Source organism: Serratia sp. CY43202 (assembly GCF_052168755.1).
In the GTDB taxonomy this organism is placed as follows: Bacteria; Pseudomonadota; Gammaproteobacteria; order Enterobacterales; family Enterobacteriaceae; genus Serratia; species Serratia bockelmannii.
Genome location: NZ_JBJNMB010000002.1, coordinates 649,685 through 662,564, shown reverse-complemented (window position 1 = coordinate 662,564; position 12,880 = coordinate 649,685). Strand labels below are relative to the sequence as shown.

General features: G+C 61.6%; 14 protein-coding genes. 5 read left to right on the top strand and 9 right to left on the bottom strand.

Going from position 1 to position 12,880, the window contains the following annotated elements; genetic code table 11:
• Window positions 1-20: 20 nt before the first annotated feature.
• The 6 genes from ACJ8J5_RS04965 to pspA form a co-directional block, all read right to left on the bottom strand.
• Window positions 21-1,082 carry a TIGR01620 family protein gene (locus tag ACJ8J5_RS04965; RefSeq protein WP_414104457.1) on the bottom strand — a complete coding sequence of 354 codons (1,062 nt, stop codon included), beginning with the start codon at window positions 1,080-1,082 and terminating at the stop codon, window positions 21-23.
• Window positions 1,079-2,476, bottom strand: coding sequence for a YcjX family protein (locus tag ACJ8J5_RS04960; protein ID WP_025302998.1), 1,398 nt, complete (start codon window positions 2,474-2,476; stop codon window positions 1,079-1,081). The genes ACJ8J5_RS04965 and ACJ8J5_RS04960 overlap by 4 nt, the downstream gene beginning before the upstream one ends.
• On the bottom strand, window positions 2,457-2,723 hold the full coding sequence (gene pspD / locus ACJ8J5_RS04955) for a phage shock protein PspD (RefSeq protein ID WP_025302999.1): 267 nt from the start codon (window positions 2,721-2,723) through the stop codon (window positions 2,457-2,459). Before pspD ends, ACJ8J5_RS04960 begins: the two co-directional genes overlap by 20 nt.
• 95 nt (window positions 2,724-2,818) lie before the next feature.
• Window positions 2,819-3,178: an envelope stress response membrane protein PspC gene (gene pspC, locus ACJ8J5_RS04950; protein WP_004930552.1), complete on the bottom strand. Its 360-nt coding sequence runs from the start codon at window positions 3,176-3,178 to the stop codon at window positions 2,819-2,821.
• Window positions 3,178-3,405 (bottom strand): envelope stress response membrane protein PspB, encoded by a 228-nt coding sequence (gene pspB, locus ACJ8J5_RS04945; protein ID WP_004930553.1) that lies wholly within the window; start codon window positions 3,403-3,405, stop codon window positions 3,178-3,180. The genes pspC and pspB overlap by 1 nt, the downstream gene beginning before the upstream one ends.
• 63 nt (window positions 3,406-3,468) lie before the next feature.
• The gene (pspA, locus tag ACJ8J5_RS04940; RefSeq protein WP_025303000.1) at window positions 3,469-4,134 is read right to left on the bottom strand and encodes a phage shock protein PspA; all 666 of its coding nucleotides are present in this window, start codon (window positions 4,132-4,134) and stop codon (window positions 3,469-3,471) included.
• Window positions 4,135-4,318: 184 nt separating this feature from the next.
• Between pspA and pspF the strand changes: the two genes are divergently transcribed.
• A complete protein-coding gene (gene pspF / locus ACJ8J5_RS04935; protein ID WP_043143644.1) occupies window positions 4,319-5,326 on the top strand; it encodes a phage shock protein operon transcriptional activator in 1,008 nt (335 codons plus the stop codon).
• 193 nt (window positions 5,327-5,519) lie between these two features.
• Here the strand turns inward: pspF and zigA are convergent, their stop codons facing one another.
• From zigA to folE2, 3 genes are read right to left on the bottom strand one after another with little or no spacing between them, the layout of a single operon-like run.
• Window positions 5,520-6,707 carry a zinc metallochaperone GTPase ZigA gene (gene zigA, locus ACJ8J5_RS04930; RefSeq protein ID WP_414104456.1) on the bottom strand — a complete coding sequence of 396 codons (1,188 nt, stop codon included), beginning with the start codon at window positions 6,705-6,707 and terminating at the stop codon, window positions 5,520-5,522.
• A gap of 10 nt (window positions 6,708-6,717) precedes the next feature.
• Window positions 6,718-7,278 carry a carbonate dehydratase gene (locus tag ACJ8J5_RS04925; protein WP_025303003.1) on the bottom strand — a complete coding sequence of 187 codons (561 nt, stop codon included), beginning with the start codon at window positions 7,276-7,278 and terminating at the stop codon, window positions 6,718-6,720.
• Entirely contained in the window at window positions 7,268-8,194 is a 927-nt protein-coding gene (folE2, locus tag ACJ8J5_RS04920; RefSeq protein ID WP_414104455.1) for a GTP cyclohydrolase FolE2, read from the bottom strand. Before folE2 ends, ACJ8J5_RS04925 begins: the two co-directional genes overlap by 11 nt.
• A gap of 204 nt (window positions 8,195-8,398) precedes the next feature.
• Between folE2 and sapA the strand changes: the two genes are divergently transcribed.
• The 4 genes from sapA to sapD are packed head-to-tail and all read left to right on the top strand — an operon-like array spanning window position 8,399 to window position 12,879.
• Window positions 8,399-10,048 (top strand): ABC transporter substrate-binding protein SapA, encoded by a 1,650-nt coding sequence (gene sapA / locus ACJ8J5_RS04915; RefSeq protein ID WP_342095753.1) that lies wholly within the window; start codon window positions 8,399-8,401, stop codon window positions 10,046-10,048.
• Window positions 10,045-11,010: a putrescine export ABC transporter permease SapB gene (sapB, locus tag ACJ8J5_RS04910; RefSeq protein WP_004930575.1), complete on the top strand. Its 966-nt coding sequence runs from the start codon at window positions 10,045-10,047 to the stop codon at window positions 11,008-11,010. Before sapA ends, sapB begins: the two co-directional genes overlap by 4 nt.
• A complete protein-coding gene (sapC, locus tag ACJ8J5_RS04905) occupies window positions 10,997-11,887 on the top strand; it encodes a putrescine export ABC transporter permease SapC (protein ID WP_004930580.1) in 891 nt (296 codons plus the stop codon). Before sapB ends, sapC begins: the two co-directional genes overlap by 14 nt.
• Window positions 11,887-12,879: a putrescine export ABC transporter ATP-binding protein SapD gene (gene sapD / locus ACJ8J5_RS04900; protein ID WP_019452674.1), complete on the top strand. Its 993-nt coding sequence runs from the start codon at window positions 11,887-11,889 to the stop codon at window positions 12,877-12,879. Before sapC ends, sapD begins: the two co-directional genes overlap by 1 nt.
• Window position 12,880 lies beyond the last annotated feature (1 nt).

The following is a 12,880-nucleotide window of genomic DNA, read 5'->3' as shown; positions in this document are numbered from 1 at the left end:
CTGGGAGCGCCATCGCGGGGTTATTTGGCCTTGCCGTCGCTCTTTTTCAGCGTGTCTTTCAACTGGCCGATCAGCTGGCTGCGGAAATCGCCAAGCTTCGGCTTTTCCCCCTCCAGCCACGGCAGCGGGCGGCACAGCTCCATCGCCTTGATGCCCAGCCGCGCGGTCAATAACCCGGCGCCGATACCCTGCGCCGCACGCGCCGACAGCCGCGCCGCCAAATCCTGCGACATCCAGTCCATGCCCACTTCACGCACCAGTTCAGAGGCGCCGGCGAAGGCGATGTTGAGCAGCACCAGGCGGAACAGACGAATGCGGCTGAAGTAACCCAGTTCGATGCCGTACAGCGCCGCGATGCGGTTAATCAAACGGATGTTGCGCCAGGCGATAAACGCCATATCCACCAGCGCCAACGGGCTGACGGCAATCATCAGCGTCGATTCGGCGGCGGAGCGGCTGATTTCGCGCCGCGCCTGGTTGTCGAGCACTGGCTGTACCAGCTTGGCGTACAGCTCCACCACTTCACGGTCATTTTGGGTTTCATGCAACGAGGCCTGCCAGCGCTGCAACGCCGGATGCCCCTGATCCAGCCCGGCCTGACGCGCCAGCTTCTCGCAGAATTCGCGCCCTTGCCCCAGCCCGTGGCTGTGCAACAGCTCGCGCGCCACGTCGCGCTCTTCCACGCGCTGGCGCAGCCGATACAAACGCCGCCATTCGGTGACCACCGAACCGACGCCGGCGAACACGATCAGGCCGCCGGCCACACCGCCGCCCATGGCGATCCAGTCCTGCTGCACCCAGGCGGTATGCACCCACTGCACACCCTGCGCCACCACGCTGACGCCGAACAGCGCCAGCCCGGCGGTGACCATTTTGCGCCACAGGCTGCGTTTAGGTTTCAGCGCGGCATTAATGATGCCTTCGGCGCGCCCTTCTTCCTCTTCCTGCTGCAGCTCCGGCGCCGCCGGAAAGAAGCTTTCTGCCTGTTCGGCATCGAAAGCGACGCCGGCGCGCAACGCCGGCTCCTGCGGCGGCTGCAGCGGCTCGTCAAAATCGATACGCGGTTTGATCGGCTCGCTCATCGCAATTTGTCTCCCAATAAAAACTCCATCACTGCATCCAGGCGGATGTGCGGCAACGGGCTGTCCACGCTCATGGCGCGCGGACGAAACTCATCGAAGTGGAACCCCTGGTTCTGCCAGAACGCCGGCCCCGGCAGGCGGGCGGGCACTTCGCCGGGGAACACCGTCAGCGGCGCGCCGTCGCTCAGGCGGTTGCCCTTCAATGCCGGAATGCGTTGCCCCTGGTGATCGACGATGCCGCTCTCGGTCGCCTGCACCGAGGCCAGGCCGACGCAATCCATGCTAATGCCCTCGAACGCCGCGTTCTGCCACGCCTCTTGCACCAGCTGCTGCAGCAATGACACCAGATTGGCGTGCTGATCGGCGGTGATATGGTCCGCCTTGGTGGCGGCGAACATCAGTTTGTCGATGGTCGGCGAGAACAAGCGGCGAAACAGCGTGCGCTTGCCGTAATGGAAGCTCTGCATCAGTTGGGTCAGCGCCAGTCGCATGTCGTTGAACGCCTGCGGGCCGCTGTTGAGCGGCTGCAGGCAGTCAACCAGCACGATTTGCCGATCGAAACGAACGAAGTGTTCTTTGTAGAAGTTTTTGACGATCGACTGGCAGTAGTAGTTGAAGCGAGCGCGCAACATGCCGATGTTGGTGTGTTTGTCGGCCTGCGCCAGCTTCGATTCGCCGATCGCGGCCACGTCGGGCCACGGGAAAAACTGCAGCGCCGGCGCGCCGGCCATGTCGCCCGGCAGCACGAAACGCCCCGGCTGAATGAAGTGCAGCCCTTCGCTTTTGCAGCGCAACAGATAATCGGTGTAGGCCTGGGCGATCGCCGCCAGCCGGTTTTCGTCGGCCGGGGCCAGCGGATCGCAGGCCTTGCACAGTTCAAGCCAGGGCTTGGCCCATTCGGCGCGTTCGCCCTGCAGCAGCCCGGTCATCTGGCGCGACCAGGCCAGGTAATCCTGTTCGAGCATCGGCAGATCCAGCAACCATTCGCCCGGATAATCGACGATCTCCAGGTACAGCGTGGAGGTGTCTTTGAAGTGCCGCAGCAGCGAATCGTTGGAGCGGTAACGCAGCGCCAGCCGGATTTCGCTGACGCCGCGCGTCGGCGTCGGCCAGGCCGGCGGCGTGCCGTACAGCTGCGCCAGCCCTTCGTCATAGGTGAAACGCTGGATGCCGAGATCGCGTTGCGGGATGCGTTTGACGCCCAGCAGGCGCTCTTCGCGCACCGGTGAAAACAGCGGCATGCGCGCGCCGCTGTGCACATGCAGCAGTTGGTTGACGAAGGCGGTGATAAAGGCGGTTTTGCCGCTGCGGCTCAGGCCGGTCACCGCCAGGCGCAGATGGCGATCCATTCCGCGGTTGACCAGCGAGGTTAACTCATTTTGCAGTCGTTTCATTGCTCTCCTTGACGTAACGCCCGAATGCCTTGTTCAGGCCTTTACGGAACAGCGGTTCCAGCACCAGCGCCAGCACGACGCGCACCGGTTTACGGCCGACGGTTTTCAGCAGCCAGCCGGCGGCGCCCGCCGGGCCATAGTTCAATAACGCTATGATGATGACTTTAGCCAATGTCTTCAACATTGCCGCCGCTCCTCGTTTAAATCCACCCGTTCTGGCGGTGTTTGCAACATCGATTTTATTCATGACAATGCCCTCCGGCACAAGAGATTAAGGTACATTCAACGGGATAACGGCGGCGAAGATGCCCGGCCTGCGCAGGCCGGGTATCGCAAGAAGGGTTACAGCTTGCGGAAACGGCTCTGTACGCCGAAGGTATCGGACGTCACGTAGCGCTCGACCTGACGCAGCTGCTGCTCGCCGCTGCCCAACTCATACTCCAGCTGATCGAGCAGCTGGCGCGGCGTCTTCTGATGCTCGCCTTCGAAACGGCTGGCCGGCGCTTCATCCAACACGAACACCAGCGCGATATAGGCCACCAGCGTGAAGAAGAACAGCCCGAAGAACAGCGACAGCACCACCATCACGCGGATCAGTCGCACCGGTACGTCGAAATAGTGCGCCAAACCGGCGCAGACGCCTTTCACCATGCCTTCTTCGGGAACGCGATAAAGCTTTTTACTGCCCAGCGTCGTGCTCATCAGGACTGTCTCCAGTTCGGGTGTTCCGCATCGAGGATCTCTTCCAGCGCCTGAATGCGTTCACGCATGCGTTTGGCATCTTCCGCCAGCTGCGCCAGGCGCTGCATTTCTTGCTGACTCAGCTGGATGCCGGTCTGTTGCCGATTGCTGTAATGCAGCCAAAGCCAAATCGGCGCGACAAACAGCACGAAAATTGTCAGCGGAATGGCAAGTAATAAAGCACTCATTGTTGTTCCTTCTTATCGGATCCTGGATAGGCGGCCACCTCCGGCGTGTGGCCGCGGCTCGCCTTACTCGGAGCGGTTCATTTTGGCTTTCAGCGCCGCCAACTGCTCACTGATGGCGTCGTCGGCTTTCAGCTCGGCAAACTCCTGGTCCAGCGACTTCTTTTTACCAATGCTGATGCTTTCCGCTTCGGCTTCCATATGGTCGATGCGACGTTCGAACTGTTCGAAACGCGCCATCGCCTCATCCAGCTTGCCGCTGTCGAGCTGGCGGCGCACGTCACGAGAAGAAGATGCGGCCTGATGACGCAGCGCCAACGCCTGCTGCCGCGCACGGGTTTCTGTCAGCTTGTTTTCCAGCTCGCCGATTTCGCTCTTCATGCGCGCCAGCGTTTCTTCTACGGTCGCCACTTCCTGCGTCAGCGTAGCGATCAGATCGGCCACCTTTTGTTTTTCGATCAGCGCCGCACGGGCCAAGTCTTCTTTATCTTTGCGCAGCGCCAGTTCGGCTTTTTCCTGCCAGTCACTGACCTGGTTTTCACCCTGCTCGATGCGACGCAGCAGCTGCTTTTTCTCCGCCAGCGCACGCGCCGACGTAGAGCGAACTTCAACCAGCGTGTCTTCCATCTCTTGGATCATCAACCGCACCAGCTTCTGCGGATCTTCCGCCTTGTCCAGCAGGGTGTTGATGTTGGCGTTCACGATGTCGGCAAAACGAGAAAAAATACCCATAATTCACTTCCTCTTGGTTCTGATGGCGTCTGAAGCGCCGCGTTAAGTCGTACAGCTTGCCCAAAGAGATAATCAAAACCCGTGCCAACTTTTAAATCATTGAAAAACAACAACTCTTTATTTTTGACTCTCTGCGCGCTTGCTGTAGAGTGATTATTTTCACCAAACATTGGCGAATTTCATCATGAACGAACAGCCAGAGAATTTGTTGGGCGAGGCAAACGCCTTTGTCGAAGTCTTGGAGCAAGTCTCCCAGGTCGCCAAGCTGAACAAGCCGGTGCTGGTGATCGGCGAACGCGGCACCGGCAAGGAGTTGATCGCCCACCGTCTGCACTACCTCTCCAACCGTTGGCAAGGGCCGTTCATCTCGCTTAACTGCGCGGCGCTGAATGAAAACCTGCTGGATTCCGAACTGTTCGGCCACGAGGCCGGCGCGTTTACCGGCGCCCAAAAGCGCCATCTGGGCCGCTTCGAACGCGCCGACGGCGGTACGCTGTTCCTCGATGAGCTGGCAACCGCACCGATGCTGGTGCAGGAGAAATTGCTGCGGGTGATCGAATACGGTCAGTTGGAACGCGTGGGCGGCAGCCAGCCGCTGCGGGTGGATGTGCGCCTGGTGTGCGCCACCAACGACGATCTGCCGGCGCTGGCGGCGGCGGGCAAATTCCGCGCCGATCTGCTGGATCGGCTGGCGTTCGACGTGGTGCAACTGCCGCCACTGCGCCAACGGCGGCCCGATATCATGCTGTTGGCCGAGCATTTCGCCATTCAAATGTGCCGCGAGCTGGCGCTGCCGCTGTTTCCCGGCTTTACCGAACGTGCCAGGCAAACGTTGCTCGAGTATGGCTGGCCGGGCAACGTGCGCGAACTGAAAAACGTGGTGGAGCGTTCAGTCTATCGTCACGGCGACAGCGACAGCCCGCTGGATGAGATCGTCATCAACCCGTTTGCGCCACGCGAGGCCACGCCGGTCGCGCCCATTCCTGAAGACGCCGGCGCGTTACCGCCGCTGCCGTTGGATTTGAAACTCTGGCAGCTGGAGCAGGAGAAGGCATTGATCGAAGCGGCGCTGCAGCACGGGCGGTTCAATCAGCGCAAGGCGGCGCAGCTGCTGGGGCTCACCTATCATCAGCTGCGCGGTATGCTGAAAAAGCATGCGCTGCTGCAAAACGGCGAAGCGGACGAGGAATAACAGGCAAAAAAAAAGCCAGCACCCGAGCTGGCTTAAAAAACACTGGAAGCAATGTGAGCAATGTCGTGCCTTCCACATCAGAGCCGCAAACTGTGGCCTTCCGTGAACTGCCAGGCGATGATAATAGTTATCAGTATCGTCTGTAAAGCACTTTGTTGAGAATTTTTCTCATTACCACACGAAGATTGCGCAATTACCACTCAGGGAACGGGTCCGCCATGTCCAGCCAATAGTCCACGCCGGCGGCCATTTCATCGTCGCTCAGCAGGCAGTCGTCCAGCAGACGCACGATCGTCGCCTGCTGCAAATGCTGGCCAATAAACACCAGCTCCTGGCGCATGTCGCCGAACGGTTCCACCCATTTCTCCTGAATATGCGCCCGCGTTTCGGGATCCTGCGGCCAGTTATCTTGCGGGATGGCGCGCCAAAAGGTGCCCGCGAGGCCATAATGGGCGATGCCGCCCGCCTGGCTCCACTGCCCGGCCTGCCGCGGCCGCGTCGCCAGCCAGAAGAAGCCCTTCGACCGCAGCAGCTTGCCGCCTCCCCAGTCGCCGTTGATCACGCGGTAGAACTTGTCTGGCGCAAACGGCCGCCGCGCCTGATAGACAAAGCTACTGATGCCGTAGCTTTCCGTTTCCGGCACGTGTTCGCCACGCAGCTCTTTCAGCCAGCCGGGTGCCTGCTGAGCCTTTTCAAAGCTGAAGCTGCCGGTATTCAGCACTACCTCCAGCGGCAGTTTGCCCGGCGCGATCGGCACAATGCGGGCGTCGGGGTTCAGGCTGGCCAGCAGCGCCATCACTTCGCCCTGCTGGGATGGCGTCAACAGATCGGTTTTGCTGACCAGGATCACGTCGCAGAATTCGATCTGCTCAATCAACAGGTCCGCCACGCTGCGCAGATCGTCCTCGCCCAGGCTTTGACCGGCCTCCTGAAGGCTTTGCGCCTGCTGATATTGCTGGATGAAATTCACCCCGTCGACCACCGTCACCAGGGTATCCAGCCGGGCGAACTGCGACAGGCTTTCCCCTTCTTCATCCTCGAAAGTAAAGGTTTCCGCCACCGGCAGCGGTTCGGAGATGCCGCTCGATTCGATCAGCAGATAATCGAAGCGCCCGTCCTGCGCCAGCTCGCGCACCGACACCAGCAGGTCTTCGCGCAGCGTACAGCAGATGCAGCCGTTGCTCATCTCCACCAGCTTTTCCTGCTGGCGATCGAGGTGCACTTCATTCTCCACCAGCGCGGCGTCGATATTCACCTCGCTCATGTCGTTGACGATCACCGCCACGCGCATGCCCTGCCGGTTGTTCAGGATGTGGTTCAGCACCGTGGTCTTGCCGGCGCCGAGAAAGCCGGAAAGCACGGTCACGGGAAGTTGTTTCATGAGAGCCTCACTAAAATTCATTGCGTAATGCCTGGTAACCGCGCACCAGCTCGACGTTGGTGGCGGCCACTTCTTCCGAAAACTGCAGCGCGCCGCGGTCGACCTGGCGATAGCGCGACAGGTCGCTGTCCGGCCCCACGCGCTCGGTCGAGGGGATATAGCGGTTTTCCGGCAGCGTCACGCCATCCACCACCGCGTTATAACGCACCACGCAGCCGGACTGGATGTGGCAGTTGAACAGCACGCTGTTGAAACCGATAAACACCCGATCGTCGATGCGACACGGGCCGTGAACGATGGCGCGGTGGGCGATAGAGCTGTAACGGCCAATGGTGACCGCCGCCCCGCTCTTGGAATGGATCACCACACCGTCCTGAATATTGGAGTGCGAGCCGATGACGATCGGCTCCATGTCGCCGGCGGCGTTCAACTCGTCGGCGCGAATTACCGCATACGGCCCGACGTAGACGAAATCTTCGACGATCACCCGGCCGCAAATAATGGCGGTGGGATCGATGTAGGCCAGCGGCGAGACCTGCGGCAGATGGCCGCTGGGATTTTTACGCAGCATGGTGTTCTCCCCGCCAGCTCAGCTCCGCCACCGCATTGTGGGCATGCAGGCTCTCCTGATGCTCGACGCGCAGCGAAAAAGCGCGGTAGTCGCACTGGCTGCGCAGCATGCCATACAGACGGCGCGCCGCGTCCTCACAAAACATCAGGTTCTGACCGTTGGCCAATGCGAAAGCCTGTTCGTCGCGGCGTTTCACCAGCGTTTGTACCGGCGTGCCCAGCGCGTGTTCGATGCGGTCAATCAGTTTCACCGGTTCGAACGCCCGTTCATTCTCGGGCGTCACGGTGATCCAGGCCCAGCTGCGTTGGCTGTGGGGCGTGGCCGGCATACCTTGCTCCAGCAGCCACTCGCTCACCTGGCGTTGGCTGACCCGCTCCGCCGCCTGTTCAAAATCAAACTGAAACTGTTGCTGCGCCAACTGACGGCTGAGCGCCGCCGAACTCGGGCAGGTAGAGGAGTAAGGCACGCCGACGGTCAGCGCCAGCGTCAGCCTGCCTGCCAGGGTGGCCTCGATGCGCAGCGGGTAAGCCTTCCAGCCACGCTGTGGCGACAGCAGCGCCGGACGTGACAGCAACAGCTCGCCGCTGAGCGTCAGGCTGGCGCGATCGCTGTGTTCCGGTTGTGAATCCAGAAAGGCTTGCAGCGTTCGGCCGATGCGCTGCGGCGTCAGCTCGCCCTGCGTCAATTCGTCCAGCGCCAGATACAGGCGCGACATGTGAATACCGCGTTCGCCCGCCGCTTCGGCGCGCAGGTTGATGCCGGCGTCGACCTTCGCCATCAATGGCTTGCCAGCCAGTTCCAGCGGCAGCGCGATCCCTTGCATCCCGACCCAATCGAGCCCGACATCACTCATTTCGCCGCGCCATGCCTGAGCGTCCGGCAGCGAACGGCGTGGTGGAAGTGCAACTTCGTTCATACATCCCCTTGCGTTATTGTGACTTTGCCGGGGAACGGTAACACGGTTTTGTTATATTATAACATAACATGAAAAACTTTTTTCTTGCCGCTGAACGGCCTGATTAATCAAGTCGCAGAAAACTCAGCGATTTTGTTCAATGGATTGGGCTGCTGGTCAGAGTACGATACACTAACGCTATTGCTGATTAACCCATGAGCCTCTATGCGTGGTTTACCCCTTTGGATACTGTCGTTGTGCCTGACGGGCTCTGCCCTGGCCGCGACAACACCGCCCGTGCCCAGCGCGGCGCCGCTGCCGGACATTCGCCAGAGCGGCTTTGTTTATTGCGTCAGCGGCATACTGAATACCTTCAACCCGCAAATGGCCAGCAGCGGCCTGACGGTGGATACCCTGGCCGCCCAGCTGTACGATCGCCTGCTGGACGTCGACCCGTACACCTACCGGCTGATCCCCGAACTGGCGCAAAGCTGGGAGGTGCTGGACAACGGCGCCACCTACCGCTTCCATCTGCGCAAGGACGTGCCGTTCCAGACCACCGCCTGGTTTACGCCCACCCGCAAGATGAACGCCGACGACGTGGTGTTCAGCTTCGCGCGCGTATTTGACCAAAAGCACCCGTATCACGACGTCAACGGTGGCGAATACCCCTATTTCGACAGCCTGCAGTTCGGCGATTCGGTGCAGAGCGTGAGAAAGCTCGACGACTACACGGTGGAGATTCGCCTACAGTCACCGGACGCCTCGTTCCTGTGGCACCTGGCGACCCACTACGCGCCGGTGCTGTCCGCCGAATACGCCGACACGCTGACGCGCCAAGGCCATCAGGAGCTGATCGACCGCGAGCCGGTCGGCAGCGGCCCGTTCCTGCTCAACGAATACCGCTCGGGGCAATATATTCGCCTGGCGCGCAACGCCGCCTACTGGAAAGGCCTGCCGCGCATGCCGCAGGTGGTGATCGATCTGGGCGCCGGCGGCACCGGCCGCCTCTCCAAGCTGCTGACCGGCGAGTGCGACGTACTGGCTTATCCGGCGGCCAGCCAGCTGTCTATCCTGCGCGACGATCCGCGCCTGCGCCTGACGCTGCGCCCGGGGATGAACATCGCCTATCTGGCGTTCAACACCCGCAAACCGCCGCTCGACAACCTCAATGTGCGCCAGGCGATCTCGCTGGCGATCAACAACCAACGATTGATGCAGTCGATCTATTACGGCACGGCGGAAACCGCCGCCTCAATCCTGCCGCGCGCCTCCTGGGCCTATGACAACGACGCGCACGTCACCGAGTACGATCCGGCCAAATCACGCGAAATGCTGCGGCAGGCCGGCGTCGGCCAACTGAACCTGAAGCTGTGGGTGCCGACCGCCTCGCAATCTTACAACCCGAGCCCGCTGAAAACCGCCGAGCTGATCCAGGCCGATCTCGGCCAGGTGGGCATCAACGTCACCATCGTGCCGGTAGAGGGGCGCTTCCAGGAGGCGCGCCTGATGGAGATGAACCACGATCTGACCCTGACCGGCTGGGCCACCGACAGCAACGACCCGGACAGCTTCTTCCGGCCGCTGCTGAGCTGCGCGGCAATCCGTTCGCAAACCAACTATGCTCACTGGTGTGACCCAGGCTTCGACGAGGTGCTGCAGAACGCGCTGTTGTCGCAGCAGCTGTCTCAGCGCATCGACAACTACCGCAAGGCGCAGAAAATCCTCGAGCAGCAACTGCCGGTGCTGCCGCTGGCCTCTTCTTTGCGTCTGCAGGCCTACCGCTACGACATCAAGGGATTGGTGCTGAGCCCGTTCGGCAACGCCTCGTTCGCCGGGGTGTACCGTGAATCCGCGCCGGAGGTGAACAAGTGATTATCTTTACCCTGCGCCGCATTCTGCTGCTGCTGATCACGCTGTTCTTCCTGACGCTGGTCAGCTTCAGCCTGAGCTATTTCACGCCGCGCGCGCCGCTGAACGGCGCCGCCCTGCTGGACGCCTATCAGTTCTACTTCGTCAGCCTGCTCCATTGGGACTTCGGCGTCTCCAGCATCAACGGCCAGGCGATCAGCGAACAGCTGCGCGAAGTATTCCCGGCCACCATGGAACTGTGCCTGCTGGCGTTCGCCCTGGCGCTGTTTATCGGCATTCCGCTGGGCATCATCGCCGGCGTGCTGCGCGGCAAGTGGCAGGACACCGCCATCAGCACCTTCGCGCTGCTGGGCTTTTCAATGCCGGTGTTCTGGCTGGCGCTGCTGCTGATGCTGTTCTTCTCGCTGCATCTCGGCTGGCTGCCGGTTTCCGGCCGTTTCGATCTGCTGTATCAGGTGAAGCCTATCACCGGTTTCGCGCTGATCGACGCCTGGCTGTCGGACTCGCCGTACCGCGCCGAGATGATCGGCAGCGCACTGCGTCACATGATCCTGCCGATCGCCGCGCTGGCGGTGGCGCCCACCACCGAAGTGGTGCGCCTGATGCGCATCAGCACCGACGATGTGCTGAGCCAAAACTACATCAAGGCCGCCGCTACCCGCGGCCTGTCGCGCTTCACCATCATTCGCCGCCACGTGTTGCACAATGCGCTGCCGCCAATTGTGCCCAAGCTGGGGCTGCAGTTCTCCACCATGCTCACGCTGGCAATGATCACCGAAGTGGTGTTCAGTTGGCCGGGCCTCGGCCGGTGGCTGATCAACGCCATTCGCCAGCAGGACTATGCGGCAATTTCCGCCGGCGTCATGGTGGTCGGCACGCTGGTGATCACCATTAACGTTCTGGCCGACATTCTGGGTGCGGCAACCAACCCGCTGAAACATAAGGAATGGTATGCCCTTCGATAACGTATACCGCGAGAAAAAGATGCCGAGCCCGCTGCGCTACACCTGGCGGATTTTCTATGGCGACGCGCTGGCGATGATCGGTTTTTACGGGGTGATCGCCCTGCTGCTACTGTCGCTGTTCGGCAGCCTGCTGGCGCCCTACGCGCTGGATCAGCAGTTCCTTGGTTATCAGCTGCTACCGCCGTCGTGGTCGCGCTATGGCAACGTGTCGTTTTTCCTCGGCACCGACGATCTCGGGCGCGACATCCTCAGCCGCCTGTTGACCGGCACCGCCGCCACCTTCGGCTCCGCGCTGGCGGTGACGCTGGCCGCGGCGTTCTGCGGGGTGATCCTCGGCGTGTTCGCCGGCGTCACCCACGGGCTGCGCTCGGCGGTGCTCAACCACATCCTCGATACCCTGCTGTCGATTCCCTCGCTGCTGCTGGCGATCGTGGTGGTGGCGTTTATCGGCCCCAAACTTGAACACGCCATGCTGGCGGTGTGGCTCGCCTTGTTGCCGCGCATGGTGCGCACTATCTACAGCGCGGTGCACGACGAACTGGAGAAAGAGTACGTGGTGGCGGCCCGGCTTGACGGCGCTTCCACGCTGCAGATCTTGTGGTACGCGGTCATGCCGAACATCGCGGCGGTGTTGGTGACCGAATTCACCCGCGCGCTGTCGATGGCCATTTTGGATATCGCCGCACTCGGCTTCCTCGATCTCGGCGCGCAGCTGCCTTCGCCGGAATGGGGAGCGATGCTCGGCGATTCGCTCGAGCTGGTGTACGTTGCGCCCTGGACGGTGATGCTGCCCGGCGCGGCCATCCTCGTCAGCGTGCTGCTGGTTAACCTGTTAGGCGACGGTATGCGCCGCGCAATCAATGCCGGGGTGGAATAATGCCGTTACTCGATATCCGCAATCTGACGATTGAATTTATGACCGCCGAAGGGCCGGTCAAGGCGGTCGATCGCGTCAGCATGACGCTGACCGAGGGCGAGGTGCGCGGCCTGGTGGGTGAATCGGGCTCCGGCAAGAGCCTGATCGCCAAGGCCATCTGCGGCGTGACCAAAGACAACTGGCGCGTCACCGCCGATCGCTTTCGCTTCGACGACATCGACCTGCTGCAGCTAAGCCCGCGCGAGCGGCGCAGGCTGGTGGGCCACAACGTCTCGATGATCTTCCAGGAGCCGCAGTCCTGTCTCGATCCTTCCGAAAGCATCGGCCGCCAGCTGGCGCAGGCCATCCCAGGCTGGACCTACAAGGGCCGCTGGTGGCAACGCTTCAACTGGCGCAAACGCCGCGCCATCGAACTGCTGCACCGCGTCGGCATCAAGGATCACGACGACATCATGGGCAGCTTCCCGTACGAGCTGACCGAGGGCGAGTGCCAGAAAGTGATGATCGCCATCGCGCTGGCCAACCAGCCGCGCCTGCTGATCGCCGATGAGCCGACCAACGCCATGGAGCCGACCACTCAGGCGCAGATTTTCCGCCTGTTGGCGCGCCTCAACCAAAACAACAACACCACCATTCTGCTGATCAGCCACGACCTGCAGATGATGAGCAAGTGGGCCGACCGGGTGAACGTCTTGTACTGCGGGCAAACGGTGGAAAGCGCCCAGTGCGAAGAGCTGCTGGCGGCGCCGCACCACCCTTATACCCAGGCGCTGATCCGCGCCATGCCGGACTTCGGCCGCTCGCTGCCGCACAAAAGCCGGTTGAACACGCTACCGGGCGCCATTCCTTCACTGGAACACCTGCCGATCGGCTGCCGCCTGGGGCCACGCTGCCCTTACGCGCAGAAGAAGTGCATCGAAACGCCGCGCCTGCGCCCGGTCAAAAACCACTTCTTCGCCTGCCACTTCCCGCTGAACATGGAGGAGCAATAAC